Here is a 16,746-nt window from a genome sequence, read left to right as displayed (position 1 = left end):
CCCCGCCGAGGGCGAGGGCCAGCGAGGTCGCGGTCGGCACGGGTAGCTCCGCGGTAGTGTGGTGAACGTTGAGCCCGGTGCCCACGACGATGTCGCCCGTCGAGGGGTCCGGCCCGGCCACGAACTCGCACAGGATGCCGGCGAGCTTGCGGCCATCGCCGCGGACGAGCAGGTCATTGGGCCACTTGAGGTCGAGTTCCAGGCCGCAGGCGTCCGCAACCGCCGCCCGCATGGCCAGACCCGTGGCGAGCGGCACCCAGCCCACGGCGGCCGGATCAGCGGGAGCCGGGAGGACGACGCTCGCGGCGATCCCGGCATACGGCACCTCCGTCCAGGGACGGCCGAGCCGGCCCCGCCCACCCGTCTGTAGGTCGGTGATGATCGCCGTCCCGGTCCGCCCCGCCTCGCGGGCGCGGAGGTTGGTCGAGTCGGTCTCCGGCCACACCACCACATCCGTGATCAAGGTCTCGGGCAGCCAGGGCCGGATGAGGGCGGAGTCGAGCGGAGCACGCATACGGTGAAGGCTAGGCTCGGGCACATGACCGCCGATGCAGCGCCGCCGGATATCGACCTCCACACCACCAAAGGCAAGTTGGCCGACCTGAAGCGTCGCGTCGCCGAGGTGGCCAATGCCGGGTCGGCGCGGGCCGTGGAGAAGCAGCACGCCAAGGGCAAGATGACCGCCCGCGAGCGGATCGCACTGCTGCTCGACGAGGGCACGTTCATCGAGATGGACAAGTACGCCCGGCACCGCAGCAACGCCTTCGGCCAAGAGAACCACCGGCCGTATGGCGATGGCGTCGTCACCGGCTACGGCCAGGTGGACGGACGCACGGTGGCGGTCTTCGCGCAGGATTTCACCGTCTTCGGCGGGTCGCTGGGTGAGGTCTTCGGCGAGAAAATCGTCAAGGTCATGGACTTCGCCATGAAGATCGGCTGCCCGGTGGTCGGGCTCAACGACTCCGGCGGCGCGCGCATCCAGGAGGGCGTCGTCTCCCTCGGGCTGTATGGCGAGATCTTCCTCCGCAATGTCCGCGCCTCGGGGGTCATCCCGCAGATCTCGCTGATCATGGGCCCGTGCGCGGGCGGCGCCGTCTACTCGCCGGCGATCACCGACTTCACCGTCATGGTCGACCAGACGTCGCACATGTTCATCACCGGCCCGGACGTCATCAAGACGGTGACCGGTGAGGAGGTGGGCTTCGAGGAGCTCGGCGGCGCGCGGACGCACAACACCAAGTCGGGCAATGCGCACTACCTCGGCACCGACGAGACCGACGCCATCGACTACGTGAAGGCGCTGCTGTCCTATCTGCCGTCCAACAACCTGGACGAGCCCCCGGGTTATGAGATCGAGAACGACCTGACGGTCACAGACTTGGACCTCGAACTCGACACGATCATCCCCGACTCGGCCAACCAGCCGTATGACATGAAGACGATCATCGAGCACCTCGTCGACGACGGGGAGTTCTTGGAGGTCCAGGCGCTGTTCGCGCCCAACATCCTGATCGGCTACGCACGCATCGACGGCCGCAGCGTCGGGATCGTGGCCAACCAGCCGATGCAGTTCGCGGGCACCCTCGACATCGACGCCTCCGAGAAGGCCGCTCGCTTCGTGCGGACCTGCGACGCCTTCAACGTCCCGATCCTCACCCTGGTCGACGTCCCCGGCTTCCTGCCCGGCACGTCGCAGGAGTGGAATGGCATCATCCGGCGCGGCGCGAAGCTGATTTATGCGTATGCCGAGGCCACCGTCCCCAAGGTCACCGTCATCACCCGCAAGGCGTATGGCGGTGCCTACGACGTGATGGGGTCCAAGCACCTCGGCGCCGACATCAACCTGGCCTGGCCGACCGGGCAGATCGCGGTGATGGGGGCGCAGGGCGCGGTGAACATCCTCTATCGCAAGGAGTTGGGCGCCGCGCAGGCGGCCGGCGAGGACGTGACCGCGCTGCGGGCGCAGTTCGTGACGGACTACGAGGACACGCTGGCGAATCCCTACGTCGCGGCCGAGCGCGGCTACATCGACACGGTCATCTCGCCGTCCAACACCCGGATGAATGTCACCCGGGCGCTGCGGGCCCTGCGCAACAAGCGCGAGAGCCTGCCGCCGAAGAAGCATGGAAACATCCCGCTGTGATGTCTTCCCCCGATTCAGGCTCGACCCCCAATTCAGGCTCGACGGTGCCCGCGTTGCGGATTGTGCGCGGCAACCCCTCCGCCGAGGAGTTGGCCGCGCTCGTCGCGGTATTGAGCGCCGCGGGCGGGGACGATTCCGCGGGGGGCGGGATTCGGCATACGCCGGGATGGGTGGACTACGCCGCTGCCGTGCACGCGCCCGCCCACTCCGGCCCCGGCGGCTGGCGCGCCTCCGCCCGCCGCGGCTGACCCCTAGCTGCGCGTGAGTCGCTCGGCGAGTTCCTCGCGAAGCTGCGCCGAGCCCGCGTCGAGGTCGAGGATCCGCCTCGCCTCGTCGCGGTCGCCCATCCACGCGCGGAAACTCATCGGGACGGTGACCCCGTGGGCGGGCACGTCGCGGACGGTGATCTTGTCGCCGCCGGCGATGCTGCCAGGTTCGAGGACGGCGAAATAGGCGCCCGTCCGGCCGCGTTCGGCGAAGCGTTTGACCCACCGCGGTTGCTGCATGTGCGTCGAGAACGTGCTGCACGGGATGCGTGGGCCGGTCACCTGCAGGACCGCGGAGCCCACCTCCCAGATCTCGCCGATCACGGCGGCGTCGACATCAACGCCGGTCGTGGTGAGGTTCTCCCCGAAGTGGCCGCCGGGCAAGTCGATTCCCAATTCCGTTGCCCACCAGTCGAGTTCCTCGCGGGCGAACGCATACACCGCCTGGTCCGCGCCCCCGTGGTGGCGCCGATTGCCGATGAAGTCGCCGGCGACACCGCTCGGCCCCTTGCGGGAGCGGGGGGCGGACACCTCTATGCGATCCACCGGCTGCTTGGCGATGCCGGTGACCGTGGGGTTGCCGGCGTTGGGGCGGGGCGCGCCGACATTCGTGGACAAGATGTGGGCGGGCATGCCCCATACCGTATGCCGCGAGCTCCCCCAGCGCCGTCCCGCTCGGCTCGTCTCGTCTCAGCTCAGCTCGGCTCAGCTCAGTGACGATGGCCCAGCCGGCCGTGCCGCGCCGCCCGCCACAGCACGAGCCCTTGGGTGTGCACGGACAGCCGCAGGCAGGCGATGGCGACCGGCAGTTCGACGAGAACGGCCATGATGACGGCGGTCCACAACTCGCCCCCGCGCGAGGTCACGACGTCGAACCACGCGTCAATGACCAGCATCGTCGCCGTGGCCGCGGCCAACGCCGGAAGCCACCGATTGGCCCGGAGGGCCGCCCACGCCCCCATCGCGAGCAGGATGATCAACCCGACGTCGAACCCGCCCCACGCGAGGTCGTAGTTCACCGCCACGCTGCGCTCCGGAAGTTCCCAGGCGAGATAAGCCGTCCACGGAATCAGGACCGCGGCACCGATGGCGAGCACCCACCCGGCCCGCCGAATGCGCACTGCGGTGTCCGCGGCCTCCTGCGGAGACGTCGGCTGACCCGGTGCTGGCATGGCGTCAGGGTAGGCGAGCAATCACCCCCGTTGACCCGGAGTTGGTCGGGTAACGTCGCTCTCCGTGACCCAACGCACACCCAGCCCTGTCGACGCCATCGCCGAGGACTACTTCCACCGGTCCATGGCCCTCTCCCCGATCGACGCCACTCACCAGGGCGAGCCGGGTCACGACCATCTCTTGGACGACTTCTCCCCCGCCGGGTATGCCGCGCGCGCCGCCCTCCGTCAGGAGACTCTCGCGGCCCTCGCCGCCGCGACCCCGGTCGACGACATCGACCGCGTCACCCTCGCGGCGATGCGCGAACGCCTCGGCCTCGCCGAAGAGATCTATGCGGCCGGGCTCGACGAACTCGATTGCAACGTCCTGGCCTCGCCGATGCAGAGCATTCGCAGTGTGTTCGATCTGATGGACACCTCCGATGACGTGAGCCGCACGGTCTTTGCCGTGCGCCTCACCAAGGTGGCGCCGGCGCTAGAGCAGTGGACCGAAAGCTTGGCTGCCGCTGCGGCGAAGGGTTTGGTGCCGGCGCGTCGCCAGGTGCTGGCCTGCATCGCGCAGTGCGAGCAGTTCACCAGCGACGACGGCTACTTCGCCGGACTCGTGGACACCATGTCGGCGACGGAGATGTCGCCCGAGTTGCGCGTCGAGATGGAGGAGGGGATTCGGGAGGCGGCCGCGGCATACGTCGATCTAGCAACACGCTTGCGTGAGCAGGTGCTGCCGACGGCGACGGAGGCGGATGCCGTTGGGCGCGAACGCTATTCGCTGTTCTCCCGCTACTTCCTCGGGTCGACGGTGGACCTGGAAGAGACCTACCGGTGGGGGCAGGAGGAGCTGGCCCGGATCGAGGCCCTGCGGGCCGAGGTCGCCGAGCAGATCATGCCGGGATCAACACCGGCCGAGGCGATCGCCTATCTGGACACCGACGCGCGCTTCCGGCTCGACGGCGTCGACGCGCTGCGCGAGTGGATGCAGGCGCGCGGCGATGAGGCGATCGCGGAGTTGGCGGACACGCACTTCGACATCCCGGGCCCGGTGCGGGTCCTAGAGGGGATGATCGCCCCGACGCAGACGGGCGGGATCTATTACACCGGGCCGAGCGACGACTTCTCGCGACCGGGCCGGATGTGGTGGTCGGTGCCGAAGGGCGTGACCGAGTTCTTGACGTGGCGTGAGTTGACGACCGTCTATCACGAGGGCGTCCCCGGGCATCACCTGCAGGTCGCACAGACGGTGTATCGCAAGGAGACGCTGAACAAGTGGCGCCGGCTGTCGGCGTGGACCTCCGGCCACGGCGAGGGCTGGGCGTTGTATGCCGAGCGACTCATGGACGAACTCGGCTACTTCGCCGAGCCGGGCAACCGGATGGGCTGGCTCGACGGCCAGTCGCTGCGCGCCGCCCGCGTCGTGATCGACATCGGCGTGCACTGCGGCTTCCCCGCACCGGCTGAGGTGGGGGGCGGCGAGTGGGATTACGACAAGGCGTGGACCTATCTGACCAGCCACGCCAACATGGACGAGGCGATGCTGCGCTTCGAACTGGATCGCTACCTGGGCTGGCCCGGCCAGGCTCCGTCATACAAGATCGGCGAACGCCTCTGGCTGCAGTTGCGCGAGGAGGCCCGTGCCCGTGACGGTGACGAGTTCGACCTCAAGGACTTCCACCGCCGCGCCCTGGACATCGGCGGCGTCGGCCTAGACACCCTCCGCGCCGCCGTCCTCGGGACCGTGTAAGGCTCGGCGCTCGCTGCGCTCGCACCACCTAGGACGTTCCGAGCAACCAAGCTCGCTTCGCTCGACGGTTGCTCGGTCCGCTCGCGCGGATTTCAGTCGACGAGTCTCTCCCCGGACGCAATAACCTGGCGCGGACGCAATAGTTATTGCGTCCGCGCCAGGTTATTGCGTCCGCGCAGCGGGCCGCCCCGGCCAGGACCTACTCGATGCGACCCTTCCGGGCCTTACAGCGCCCAGCAGTTGGAGAGCTGGGGAAGGCCGGCGAAACGGGCCTCGAAGAAGGCGTACTGCTCGGCCGAGTTGTTCAGCATCCCGCCGATGTGCGCGGGGGTGGCGTTGGGCGAGAAGTAGACATTCGCGCCCTTGCTGCACCAGCTCTTGGCCATGGTCTTGCCGACGGTGAACGGAATCACGTCGTCTAGAACCGAGTGCGTCACCAGCACCGGCATGGCGGGCTTGATGGTGCCGGTCCTCTGTTCGGCGACGATGGCGGCGAAGGGCGCCCTGTTCAGCATCTGGGCGAACGAGGAACCGTCGTTCGTGAGGGTCTTGGACGAGACAAATGCGTGGTTGAACAGGTCCGTCACGCACTCCCCTTCGACCTCGTCCATAACCTGGCGACCGGTCGCGTTGAAGTAGGGATGCAGGTCGATGCCGTAGCCCGCCGCCACCCCGCGCACGCCATACAGGGCGAACTCGGCATACAGGCCGCCGTCCAAGTTCGTGGCGACCGCACCGAGGTCGGCCGGCACCGCCCCAGCGACGGCCCCCTTCACCTTGAGCTCGGGCGCATACGACGCGGCCAACTCGGCCGCCGCGGCCGAGGCGCCGCCGCCTTGCGAATAGCCAACCAGACCAACGGGATTCAGCGATGACAGGCCCGAGCCGGACAGCCGCTGGGCGGCCCGCACCGCGTCCAATACGGCGCGCCCCTGGGCCACCCGGTTCATGTAGGTGTGCACCCCGGCGGTTCCGAGGCCCTGATAGTCGGTGAGGGCCACGGCATACCCACGCTCGATGAGGCCCTTGATGAAGAGCGACTCGTATTCCAGCCCCTCCGACTGCATCCGCGACGGCGCGCACCGGTCGGCCAGACCTTGGGTGCCCGCGGCATACCCGATGACCGGGCGCTTCCCGATGCCGATCCAGGGCGTCTTGGGCACCAGCACGGTCCCGGACACGGCGATCTTGGCGCCCGTGCGGTCGGTCGAGACGTAGAGCACGCGCGCCGACGTCATCACGAGGTTGCTCAGCCCGGCGGGGTCGATCTTGAAGGTCATCGGCTCGCTGCGGATCACATCGCCGGCGACCCCACTGACATACGTCGGCGCCTCGTAGAACACGGGCCGCGGCGGCTCGACCGCCGCCGTCGCCGGTGCGGCCACTCCCGCAAGGAGCCCCAGGGTGGACAGAGCTGTGACAACAGCGCTGCGACGCATGCTTCTCTCCTTGTATGCCGCGCGGCCCCGCCGCGCCCCCGCCAAAGTACTGGCGAGTAACCTACCGCCCCCACTCCCCATACGACGTCTCCCCGGACGTGAGGGCGATCACCCCCATACCTCACGCCTCCCGGAGCCTGGTTGGTCGGACCAGGAGAGATTTGGCGCGCGCAGCGTGCACCGCGCAGTCCGGGGGAGAATCCCCGGGTGGACCTCGCCCTCACCCTCGTCGCGATCGCCGCCACCGTCATTCTCGTGGGGAGGTTGTGTGAGCCGCTGGGGCTCCCCGCTCCCTTGGCGCTGCTCGGGGTGGGGGTGGCGGCGTCCTATGTCCCCGGCCTGCCGACCATCGAGATGTCGCCGGAGGTGGTGCTGTTCGGGCTTCTCCCACCACTGCTATATGCCGCGGCCCTGAATACCTCGCTCATCGACCTGCGCAAGCTGCTCACCCCGATCCTCGGGCTCTCCGTCGGCCTGGTGCTCTTCACCGCTCTTGGCGTCGCCCTCGTCGCGAGTTGGTTGTTGCCGATCAGCTTTGCCGTGGCCTTCGCGCTCGGCGCCATCGTCGCGCCACCCGACGCCGTCGCGACGACCGCAGTGGCTCGCCGCATCGGTCTACCCCGGCGCACAACTACGGTTCTGGAAGGCGAGTCCCTGCTCAACGACGCCACCGCCCTGGTGTCCCTGCGCACGGCTGTCGCGGCCGCGGGTCTGGCCGCCCACGGCGCGGGTCACGCCGGTGACGTCACCACGCTCAGCGTCGTCCTCGACTTCGCTCGCGCCGTTGCCGGCGGGCTCATTGTCGGCTGGCTCGTTTTCGTCGCCGTGGGCGTCGTGCGCCGCCACCTGACCGAGACCGCCGCCGACACGGCGCTGTCATTCGCGGTGCCCTTCCTCGCCTACGTCCCCGCCGAGAAGGTCCACGGCTCCGGCGTCCTCGCCGTCGTCACCGCCGGCTTGCTGTTGGCGCACAAGGCCCCCGTCCTGCAGAGCGCCTCCTCGCGGCTGTCCGAACGGATCAACTGGGCGAGCATCACCTTCCTCCTTGAGAACGCCGTCTTCTTGCTCATCGGCCTGCAGATGAAGACGATCATCGCCCGCGTCGAGGACAGCGACCTGACGCTCGGGCGCGGCGTTGCCGTAGGACTCGCCGTTCTCGCCGTATGCCTGATCGCCCGCCCGATCTGGATCTTCCCCTTCACCCTGGTGGCCAATCGACGCCAGCCCACGTCAGCGGCCGAAGCCGCCAAGATGTCCGCGGTCGGTTCCTGGGCCGGTATGCGGGGTGTGGTCACCCTCGCGGCGGCCCTTACCTTGCCCGAAGACACCCCACTGCGGCCGGTCCTGGTGCTCATCGCGCTGATCGTGACCGTGGGAACCCTGCTGCTGCAAGGGTTCACGCTGCCCGCCCTGGCCCGCGCGCTGGATGTGCGCGGCCCCGACCCCCGCGAAGACGCGCTCGTCGCGGCCACCGTGGTCGCCTCGGCCGTCGGCGCCGGTCTGCGCGCGATCGAGTCCGATGCCAACGCCGATCCGACGGCCCTGGCGACGATCAAGGAGCAGTCGACAGCCCGCGTCAACCGCATCTGGGAGCAACTCGGCGATGCCGGGAGCGAGACCCCGAGCGAGGCCTACCGACGGCTGCGTCTGCAGATGATCGGCGCGGAACGCGCGGAACTGCTGAAGATCCGGGCGGCCGGCGAGGTCGATCAGCATGTCCTTGGTCAGGTCCTCGATGGCATGGATGCCGAGGAAGCCGTGCTCACGGTGACCTCGCATCGCGCCGATCGGGTCCGCGAGACGCCCCTGCGGGCCCCCGATCAGGTCGCCGCCGCGTGCGCGCACCTGTCCGCGGAGCCGCGCTGTGTGGTCCCGGACAGCCCCGAGGGCTGCCACGAATGCCTCGCGCGCGGGATGACCTGGGTTCATTTGCGGTTGTGCACCGAGTGCGGCCAGGTCGGCTGCTGCGACTCCTCCCCCGGCAAGCACGCCACCGCGCACTTCCACGAGAGCGGCCACCCCGTGATGCGCTCCTTGGAGCCGGGCGAGGCGTGGCGGTGGTGCTTCGTCGACGAGGCGCTGGGCTGACGAAGATCGACCGCGCCCATTAATTGGGTTGCACCCGCGCCCGTTATCCGCCACCCTGGTCGAGACATCATCGTCCGCACGAGCGAAGGAGGGGTTCCCATGGCTGTTTTGGGCCTCGTCATGCCCCGCCCCGCACACTTCCTCGTGATGGAGATTCACAATGCTCAACCCGCGTCAGGACGCACCGTCCTTCGCAGTCGATAGTTATCCCGACGCCCCACCAGAGGGCGAGCGCTGGTCCTCCTGGGACGGCGCAACCCACGGTCCCAAGCCGCGACCCGACTGGGTCATCACCGCCCTCGGCGCTGTCGAGGCCGACCTCGGCGTCCTGAAAACCGGCAAGGAGGCGGACGTCCACGTCGTGCGCCGCTGGGTGCCGGACGGCACCACCACCCCGGAGTTGGACAGCTTCATGGCGGCCAAGCGGTTCCGCAAGGCCGACCATCGGCTGTTCCACCGCGACGCCGGCTACGTCGAGGGACGGCGCGTGCGCCGCTCCCGCGAGAACCGTGCCATGGCTCGGCGGACCGCCTTCGGCAAGGAGGTTCTCGCGGGCCAATGGTCGATGGCGGAGTTCGAGGCACTCAAGCACCTCTGGGCCCTCGGCCTCCCGGTGCCGTATCCCGTGCAACTCGATGGCACCGAGATGCTGATGGAGTTCATCGGCGCCGAGGGTGTCGCCGCTCCTCGGCTCGCCGCCGCCCGATTGGAGCCGCCGGACCTCCCCGGCCTCTTCGATCAGGTGCGCGATGCGATGACCCGGCTGGCACTGCACGGCTGGGCGCACGGCGACCTCTCGGCATACAACATCCTCGTTCACGAGGGCCGGGCGGTGATCATCGACTGGCCTCAGATCGTGGACATCATCGGCAACCCCCAGGGCTTCGATTTCCTGCGCCGCGACGTCCACAACGTCGTGTCGTGGTTCGCCGGGAAGGGTCACCTCACCGACGAGGAGGCGCTTTTCGGGGATCTGGTGGCCGCGGCGACGTCGCGCTGGTGATCACCAACTCTCCCGGATGACTCCCAGCGCGCGTGTCAGATCCAAACCGCCTCGCCGGGCGGCGTGCACGAAAAGCACGGCGGCGGCCTCGACCTCCGGGTTGGGCGCCGCCGCCGGAGCCGCACTGACCACGGTCCCGTTGCGCCGATTCGTCGTCACGACGCCCGTCGACTCCAACTCGCGGTAGGCGCGCGCGACGGTATTGGTCGCCAGGCCCAGGTCGCCGGCAAGCTGGCGAACCGTGGGGAGCTTCGTCCCCGTCGCCAACTCCCCCCGGTCCACGGCGTCCCGAATCTGGGCAACGATCTGCTCGTATGCCGCGACCGCAAGTCCCGGGTCGACGCTCAGACGCATGCCCCACCCTCGACATCCGCGTGGCCTCGCGCCCACACAAAGTGCGAGTCCGTCACGGTCGCCCCCAGAACCACGAGAATGGCCACCCCGGCGAGCACACCGAACGCGGCGACGACGGGAAAAACGACGGGCAGTTCGGCGAAGTCGCGCTTGAGCGCGATCAGGACGAAGAGCGGGCCGCCCGCCACGAAGGTCACGCCCGAGGCAGCCACATCCCGCAGCACAACTGCCCGCAGGATCTCCTCCCACCGGCGCCCGGTCGGCGTCGCCAATGTCACCGGCGTCTCCACGAGCCGCCGGAGGGCCTGACGAACGACGTACCCCATGGCAGTGATGGCAGCCAACACGGCCAGAGAAATCAGCGCCGGTCGGCGACCCAAGCCCCACTCGGCCCATCCGACGCCGACGATGACCGCCGCGACGACGGGGAGCACGATCACCCATCGCGCCAAGAAGACCTCGATCGGTGTCAGGTAGTCGGCCAGTTCGCGGCGACGCAGCCCCGCGGCCCGCGGTCCGGGTGCCACGTCCATGGGGCGCACGTGGCCAAAGCCCGACCCGACGCTGGCGCCAAGAGCAGCCAGCAGGGCGACATAACCGGCCGGCGTCTCACTCGCGATCAGGATGACGGCGACCACGATCATGGCGACCGCCATGCCGATGGCGCGGCCGGTTTGCCGGGTGACGATCCGACGACGGACGGCCGGGATGTCGTTGCCCTCAACGGGCAGCTCCGCGATCCGTGCCAGCCGGGCGAACTCCAAGCGCGCCGCCTCCGCCCGACGCGCCCACACCACGGCCGTGATAGGGACGAACGAGACCAGAACAATCAGGAACCGGCCAAGCATGTCTGGCAACGTGAACTCGACTGCCGACGGAACGATCTCGTGCATCGCTTACCCCTCTGCTTTGTACCTATTTGTAGCACTACAAACGCTACTTCCACGCGGGACACGGCGCAAGGGGCTCGCCATACCCGCCTTCGAGGCGGCCACGGGCGGACCACGTACCCTTCCAGGGCACCCCACCGACCGACACCCCACACCCCCTCGACCCTGGAGGCGCGCGATGCCCACCCGTCGACAGGCCCTGCTCGGGCTGGCCGCCGCCGGCATCACCCCGACCATGGCCGGTTGTCGCGGCACCGCGAGCGAGGCACCCACCGGGGTTCGCCGAATCGACGGCTCCCTGAGGTCACGTCACGTCCCCGGGTCGAGTTCGTATGCCGTGGCCACCCCCGAGAAGGACGCCCCCACCGGGCTCATCATCGCCTTGCACGGCTACGGCTCGAACGGTCCGCACATGATGGAGTTGCTCGGCCTGGCCGATCACGTCAAGCGCACCGGACTCGCCATCGCGGCGATCAGCGGCGGCAACTACTATTGGCACGCGCGGCGCGCGGTGTCTACCGGGAAGAACCAGCACCCCGCCCTGGACCCGGGTGCCATGGTCCTGGACGACTTCATCCCGGCGGCCCGCAAGCTCACGGGCATACCCGAGAGCATGCCGGTGTCATTCCTCGGGTTCTCAATGGGCGGCTATGGCTCCCTGCTGCTCGCCTCGCAACTCGGGCCCGAGAAGGTCCTCGGCATCGTGCCGACCAGTGCGGCGCTGTGGACCGATCCAGGTATGAGTGCTGCCGGCGCCTTCGACGATCGCGAGGACTTCCTCGCGCACGACGTCTTCACCCGCACCGAGGTGTTGTCCCGGATTCCGATGCGCCTTGATTGCGGGACCTCGGATTCCTTCATCGACGCCAATCGCGCCTTTGCCGACAAGCTGCCGCACGCGGTCACCAACTTCGACGCGGGCGGGCACACCGGCGACTACTGGCACGCCCACGCCGGGCGGCAACTCGAGTGGCTCACTAGCCTGGCTCGCCCGTAGCCCAATCCCGCCAATTAGTCAGACATTCCGTCACCTCCAGGTGTCGAACCGTCTGACCTAACTGGGCCGTGCTACGAAAGTCGTGGACGGAGTGCCCGCGAAGTATCGGAGCGAGGTACGAGCGGAGAACTTCGTGGGGTGCCCTAGGAGCGAACGACCGTGTAGCTGACCGTCATCGTCTTCAGGTTGCCGGCGCCATCCTTGGCCGTGACCGAATAGGTCTTCGGCCCGAGGGTGGCGGTGTTCACCGGACGGCCCCACTGGCCGTCGGCGCCACACATCGCCAAGGACGAGCCGCCCTTATCCGTGCAGCTGAAGTCCGACGGGACCCGGGTGCCCAGAATGAGCCGGGCCCCCTTCGCTGGAACGGCGATGTTGACGACCGGCTTGATGCGATCCGGTGCCGTGAAGGCGCGGGCGCGGAAGCTGACGTAGCCCTCCGGCACGGCATCCCGGTCGCGCAGCGACCAGACGATGTGACCGGCCCGGTTGACCTCCTCGACGATCTGCTCCTCTCCCCACGACCAGCCGATCAGCACATTGCCGTTGGCGAGGCGCTGGGCGGAGCCGCCGAAGCGGCCATACTGACCCGTCTGGTAGGACCAGACCAGGGTTGCCTTACCGGAGCGGCGGTTCAGGGCATATTCGGTCACTCGGGTGAAGGGCCGCTCGACCGCCGGGCCCATCGGGTCGGCCGGGTTGACGCACATGGTGGGCGAGGTGGGCTCGACCATGCTGCCGGTGTCATAGATCAGGATGTTGCCGCTCGGCAATTCGGTGGCCTCCGACGCCGCGCACGGCCCGGCCGGGTAGGGGTCGCCGACGAACGTGAAGTCGCTCTGGCGGCCGCCGAGCTGCCAGACGATGTCCCCGACCTTGAAGCCGTCGTGGGCCACGCGGGCGACCCGCACCACCGAACTCAGGTGACGCAGCGTGACGATGAAGTCCTTGCCGTCGCGGCTGCGCTGGACCGAATCCACGTGCGCGTAGTCGTCCCACGAGGAATCAAGCATCGTCTGCCCGGCGAGCGCGGAGGTGTTCCACTGGACGACCACCTTCCCCGCCGGCGTCTGCTCCTGGACGATGCCGTCCGTCAGGCCCGTGGCCGCGTTCTTTTCGTAGGAGACCAGGACCGCGTTGCCGTTGTCGAGAATCGTCCCGCTCTGCAGGTCGGTGTTGGTCAGGCCAATGGTCTCCCAGGTCCGGCGCACCTGGAATGACGGGTTCATCTCCACCAGCATGCTGCCGGTGCGGCCGGGTGTCGTGGTCGGGCGCAGCACGGTGTAGCGGCCGTTCGGTTGGCGCTTGAAGTCCGTCGAGGCGCTTGCCGTCGGGCCGGACGTCCAGATCGGCACGCCTTGGCGGTCCACGGCCGCCTCGAATTGCCGAGCAAAGAAGAGCCACTTGGATGGCGTCAAGAAGATGTGCTGGGGTTGCAGGCCGGGCGTATACGTCGGCGTCTCCAACGTGGGGAAGCCGAGCGGCAGGTAGTAGAGCGAGTGCCGCTTGATGCCTCCGGAGTCTTTGAAGATCACACTGATCTCATCGCCGGCCTTCAGGCCGGTGAGCGTGGTGGCCGGGCCGAGCGCCCGACGTCCGTTGATCCAGACCGACCCGGTCAGATCCGAGGTCGCGGCGAGGATGCTGATGGTGCCGTCCGAATCATCGGTGTTGGTCACGGCATACCGCTCAAGCCCGGCGTTGAAGGTGGGATACATCCCCAAGCCAATCCCCTCCACCGACAGCGTATGAATGGGCGCCGCCTTGGTGACCGCCGCGGGATGCCCTACCCCCAAGGCGGGTACTGCACCCGTTAGTCCGACGATTCCGACGGTGAGCATTCCGACGGCAATGTGCGAGCGCTTGCGACCCATGTTGTGCTTCCCGTTAGGAGGTTCTTACCGATGGGTACGCTAGCGGCTCACAGCCACAGCGCAAGACCCTTTGTGCATCCAGTTGCAATTAGTTGGCGACAGCGGCGTGGATGGCCAGAACCCGCTCGGCGATATCGACATGCAGGCGCTCGATCATCTTGCCGTTGACGGTCACGACCCCCGAGCCCTGGCCGTCGCGCCAGGCCGCCACGATGCCCTCGGCCTCCTCGACCTCAGCCACGCTCGGCGAGAAGGCCGCATTGCACGGCTCGACTTGGCCGGGGTGGATCAGCGTTTTGCCGTCGAAGCCGAACTCGCGACCTTGCTGGCACTCGGCGGCGAAGCCATCCACGTCCTGGACGTTGTTATAGACCCCATCCAGGATCGCGATACCGGCGCGCCGGGCCGCGAGTAGCGTCTGGGCCAGGGCGGGCAGGAGCGGGGCCCGCCCGGGCACGTGCTGGGCCTGCAACTCCTTGACCAGGTCATTGGTACCGATGACGAAACACGCCAGACGCTCATCGGCCCGGGCGATCTTGTCCGCCTTGAGGATCGCCTCGGGCGTCTCGATCATGGCCCAGAGGCGAGTGCGGTCGGGCGCGCCATACCGCTCCAAGGCAGCGGCCAGGCGACGAACCTCCTTGGGGGTGTTGACCTTCGGCACCACGATGCCGTCGGGGCTGGCGGCGCAGGCGGCTTCGAGGTCGGCGTCATGCCACTGGGTCCCGATGCCGTTGACGCGGATCGTGAGCTCTCGACGGCCATACTCCCCCGAACCCGCTGCGGCACAGACATTCTCGCGGGCGCGGGGTTTCGCGTCGGGGGCGACCGCGTCCTCCAGGTCGAGGATCAGCCCGTCACATGGGATCGTCTTGGCCTTCTCCAGCGCCCGCTCATTCGAGCCGGGCATATAGAGGACCGACCGACGAGGACGGTATGCCGCGCTCACGCCGACACCCCCGCGCTCGCCCCGTCCGGGCCCGCCGGAGCCTCGGCGTACAACGAGGCCAACTCGGGATCGGAGGCGGAGAGTTGCTCGGCAAGCGCGAGGATGACCAGGCACTGCTTGAGCGAGGCGTCGTCCTCCATCTTGCCGTCGAGCATCACCGCGCCCGTGCCGTCTCCCATCGCGGCCTTAACCCGACGGGCATGCGCGACATCGGCAGCGGACGGGCTGAAGACCTTCTTGGCGATCGCGATCTGCGCCGGGTGCAGCGACCAGGCGCCGACGCAGCCGAGCAGGAAGGCATTGCGGAACTGGTCCTCGCACGCGACGACATCCTTGATGTCACCGAAGGGGCCATAGAACGGGAAGATCCCGTGCATCGCGCACGCGTCGACCATCCGGGCGATCGTGTAGTGCCACAGGTCCTGCTGGAAGGTGCCGCGCGGGCCGTTGATGCCCTCGATGCCCGGGTCTTCGCGCACGAGATAGCCGGGGTGGCCGCCGCCGACACGAGTCGTCTTCATCCGGCGGTCCGCGGCGAGATCGGCGGGGCCGAGCGAGATGCCTTGCATGCGGGGCGAGGCGCCCGCGATGGCCTCGACATTGGCCACCCCGCGGGCTGTCTCCAAGATGGCGTGCACGAGGATCGGCCGGGTGAGACCCGCGCGGGCCTCCAACTGGGCGAGGAGCCGGTCGACATAGTGAATGTCTTCTGGCCCTTGGACTTTCGGGACCATGATCACGTCGAGCTTGTCGCCGATCTCGGTGACCAGAGTGGTGAAGTCGTCGAGCACCCACGGGCTGTCAAGGCTGTTGACTCGGGTCCACAGCTGCGTCGCGTCGCCGAAGTCGGTGGCCTTCGCGATGGCGACCAAGCCGAGTCGGGCCGCTTCCTTGTTGTCGGCCTTGACGGCGTCTTCGAGGTTGCCGAGGAGCACGTCCACGGTACCGACCATCGCCGGGATCTTGGCCGCCATCTTCTCGTTGCTCGGGTCGAAGAAGTGGATCATCCGGCTCGGCCGGGCGGGCACCTCGCGAACCGGAGCCGGGGCCCCGACGGCGAGCGGGGTGAAGAAATCTTTGGCGCTACGCATGCTTGGCAAGCTAGCAGCGGCGGGACGCGGCATACATCCCTCAGAGACGGGACGTAGGACACAGTGCCGACGCGCCGTGGCGACGACCTGTGACACAGTGGCGATCATGAGCGAGCCCGTCGCACCGGCGCCCAGTCCGGAGCCGATCAACCTGTCGGCGCTGCTCACCGAGGCGCTCGCCAAGTCGTCGGTCTGCTGGATCGATGGCGGCGACGGGGCCCGCGCGGCCTGGTTCGTGACCCTCGACGGCGCGGTGCTCGTCGTCACCGGCCCGGGCGAGCAGAACCTCCCCGCGCTAGGCGAGGAGGCTCGGATTCTGTTGCGCAGCAAGGATTCCGGCGGGCGGCTGCTGGAGGTTCGGGCGCGGGTCCGCGAGCTCGATCCGCAGGAGCCGGGCTGGGCGGACGCGGGCGCCGCGCTCGCCGCCGAGCGGCTGAACGCCACCGACGATCTGCTGGCCCGGTGGGCGGCGAGCGGGACGATCTATCAGTTGCGTCCGTTCGCCCTTCCCCTGCAATCCCCTGGGGAGTATGCCGCGGGCTCCGGTTCCGAGGTCATCGAACCCGGCCGGGGCACGACGGACGGGTGGCGCCCGTTCCACGTCCGCGGCCGGGCCCAGGCCCGCCGGAATCGCCGCACGTCCGCCAACTAGACCGACCCGCCACCGCCGACGCGCTACCGCCGAGCCGCCTCGCCCTTCGGCCCCGGGAAAACCCTGAAGCGGACGCAATAACCTGGCGCG

The 16,746-nt window shown here is 68.6% G+C and carries 16 protein-coding genes; 7 read left to right on the top strand and 9 right to left on the bottom strand.

Going from position 1 to position 16,746, the window contains the following annotated elements; translation table 11 throughout:
- On the bottom strand, positions 1-514 hold a 514-nt coding region (locus BN13_RS13145; RefSeq protein ID WP_084733750.1), incomplete at its 3' end, for a biotin--[acetyl-CoA-carboxylase] ligase.
- Between the two features lie 24 nt (positions 515-538).
- Between BN13_RS13145 and BN13_RS13140 the strand changes: the two genes are divergently transcribed.
- Together BN13_RS13140 and BN13_RS13135 are read left to right on the top strand one after the other, a co-directional pair.
- Positions 539-2,143, top strand: coding sequence for an acyl-CoA carboxylase subunit beta (locus BN13_RS13140; protein WP_048547561.1), 1,605 nt, complete (start codon positions 539-541; stop codon positions 2,141-2,143).
- Entirely contained in the window at positions 2,143-2,391 is a 249-nt protein-coding gene (locus tag BN13_RS13135; protein ID WP_048547559.1) for an acyl-CoA carboxylase epsilon subunit, read from the top strand. Before BN13_RS13140 ends, BN13_RS13135 begins: the two co-directional genes overlap by 1 nt.
- Positions 2,392-2,394: 3 nt before the next feature.
- Here the strand turns inward: BN13_RS13135 and BN13_RS13130 are convergent, their stop codons facing one another.
- Positions 2,395-3,042, bottom strand: coding sequence for an MOSC domain-containing protein (locus tag BN13_RS13130; RefSeq protein WP_084733749.1), 648 nt, complete (start codon positions 3,040-3,042; stop codon positions 2,395-2,397).
- A gap of 77 nt (positions 3,043-3,119) precedes the next feature.
- Positions 3,120-3,581 (bottom strand): hypothetical protein, encoded by a 462-nt coding sequence (locus BN13_RS13125; RefSeq protein ID WP_157038588.1) that lies wholly within the window; start codon positions 3,579-3,581, stop codon positions 3,120-3,122.
- Between the two features lie 124 nt (positions 3,582-3,705).
- Here BN13_RS13125 and BN13_RS13120 point away from each other — a divergent pair, with 124 nt between their 5' ends.
- A complete protein-coding gene (locus BN13_RS13120; RefSeq protein ID WP_084733965.1) occupies positions 3,706-5,319 on the top strand; it encodes a DUF885 domain-containing protein in 1,614 nt (537 codons plus the stop codon).
- A 224-nt stretch (positions 5,320-5,543) separates the two neighbouring features.
- On the opposite strand, the gene BN13_RS13115 is transcribed toward BN13_RS13120, so the two are convergent.
- Entirely contained in the window at positions 5,544-6,758 is a 1,215-nt protein-coding gene (locus tag BN13_RS13115) for a lipase family protein (RefSeq protein WP_048547549.1), read from the bottom strand.
- 207 nt (positions 6,759-6,965) lie between these two features.
- On the opposite strand from BN13_RS13115, the gene BN13_RS13110 reads away from it, so the two are divergent.
- Together BN13_RS13110 and BN13_RS13105 are read left to right on the top strand one after the other, a co-directional pair.
- A complete protein-coding gene (locus BN13_RS13110) occupies positions 6,966-8,846 on the top strand; it encodes a Na+/H+ antiporter (protein ID WP_048547546.1) in 1,881 nt (626 codons plus the stop codon).
- Positions 8,847-9,006: 160 nt separating this feature from the next.
- Positions 9,007-9,849: a serine protein kinase RIO gene (locus tag BN13_RS13105; RefSeq protein WP_048547544.1), complete on the top strand. Its 843-nt coding sequence runs from the start codon at positions 9,007-9,009 to the stop codon at positions 9,847-9,849.
- Here BN13_RS13105 and BN13_RS13100 read toward each other — a convergent pair whose 3' ends face one another.
- Both BN13_RS13100 and BN13_RS13095 read right to left on the bottom strand, forming a co-directional pair.
- A complete protein-coding gene (locus BN13_RS13100; RefSeq protein WP_048547541.1) occupies positions 9,850-10,203 on the bottom strand; it encodes a GntR family transcriptional regulator in 354 nt (117 codons plus the stop codon).
- Entirely contained in the window at positions 10,194-11,096 is a 903-nt protein-coding gene (locus BN13_RS13095) for a hypothetical protein (protein WP_048547538.1), read from the bottom strand. The genes BN13_RS13100 and BN13_RS13095 overlap by 10 nt, the downstream gene beginning before the upstream one ends.
- Before the next feature lie 175 nt (positions 11,097-11,271).
- On the opposite strand from BN13_RS13095, the gene BN13_RS13090 reads away from it, so the two are divergent.
- A complete protein-coding gene (locus BN13_RS13090) occupies positions 11,272-12,090 on the top strand; it encodes an alpha/beta hydrolase (protein WP_048547535.1) in 819 nt (272 codons plus the stop codon).
- A 143-nt stretch (positions 12,091-12,233) separates the two neighbouring features.
- Here the strand turns inward: BN13_RS13090 and BN13_RS13085 are convergent, their stop codons facing one another.
- From BN13_RS13085 to BN13_RS13075, 3 genes are all read right to left on the bottom strand, one after another.
- Entirely contained in the window at positions 12,234-13,964 is a 1,731-nt protein-coding gene (locus tag BN13_RS13085; protein ID WP_157038587.1) for an aryl-sulfate sulfotransferase, read from the bottom strand.
- An 88-nt stretch (positions 13,965-14,052) separates the two neighbouring features.
- The gene (locus BN13_RS13080; protein WP_268806962.1) at positions 14,053-14,913 is read right to left on the bottom strand and encodes an HpcH/HpaI aldolase/citrate lyase family protein; all 861 of its coding nucleotides are present in this window, start codon (positions 14,911-14,913) and stop codon (positions 14,053-14,055) included.
- Positions 14,910-16,004: an HpcH/HpaI aldolase/citrate lyase family protein gene (locus tag BN13_RS13075; RefSeq protein ID WP_048547531.1), complete on the bottom strand. Its 1,095-nt coding sequence runs from the start codon at positions 16,002-16,004 to the stop codon at positions 14,910-14,912. The genes BN13_RS13080 and BN13_RS13075 overlap by 4 nt, the downstream gene beginning before the upstream one ends.
- Before the next feature lie 106 nt (positions 16,005-16,110).
- Here BN13_RS13075 and BN13_RS13070 point away from each other — a divergent pair, with 106 nt between their 5' ends.
- Complete coding sequence (locus BN13_RS13070) at positions 16,111-16,656, top strand: hypothetical protein (protein ID WP_235434042.1); 546 nt, start codon at positions 16,111-16,113, stop codon at positions 16,654-16,656.
- Positions 16,657-16,746: the final 90 nt, after the last annotated feature.

Origin of the sequence: Nostocoides jenkinsii Ben 74, from assembly GCF_001046875.1 — a bacterium.
Classification (GTDB): Bacteria; Actinomycetota; Actinomycetes; order Actinomycetales; family Dermatophilaceae; genus Nostocoides_A; species Nostocoides_A jenkinsii.
Note: the sequence above shows the minus strand (reverse complement) of the source record. Positions and strands in the feature narration are given on the sequence as shown.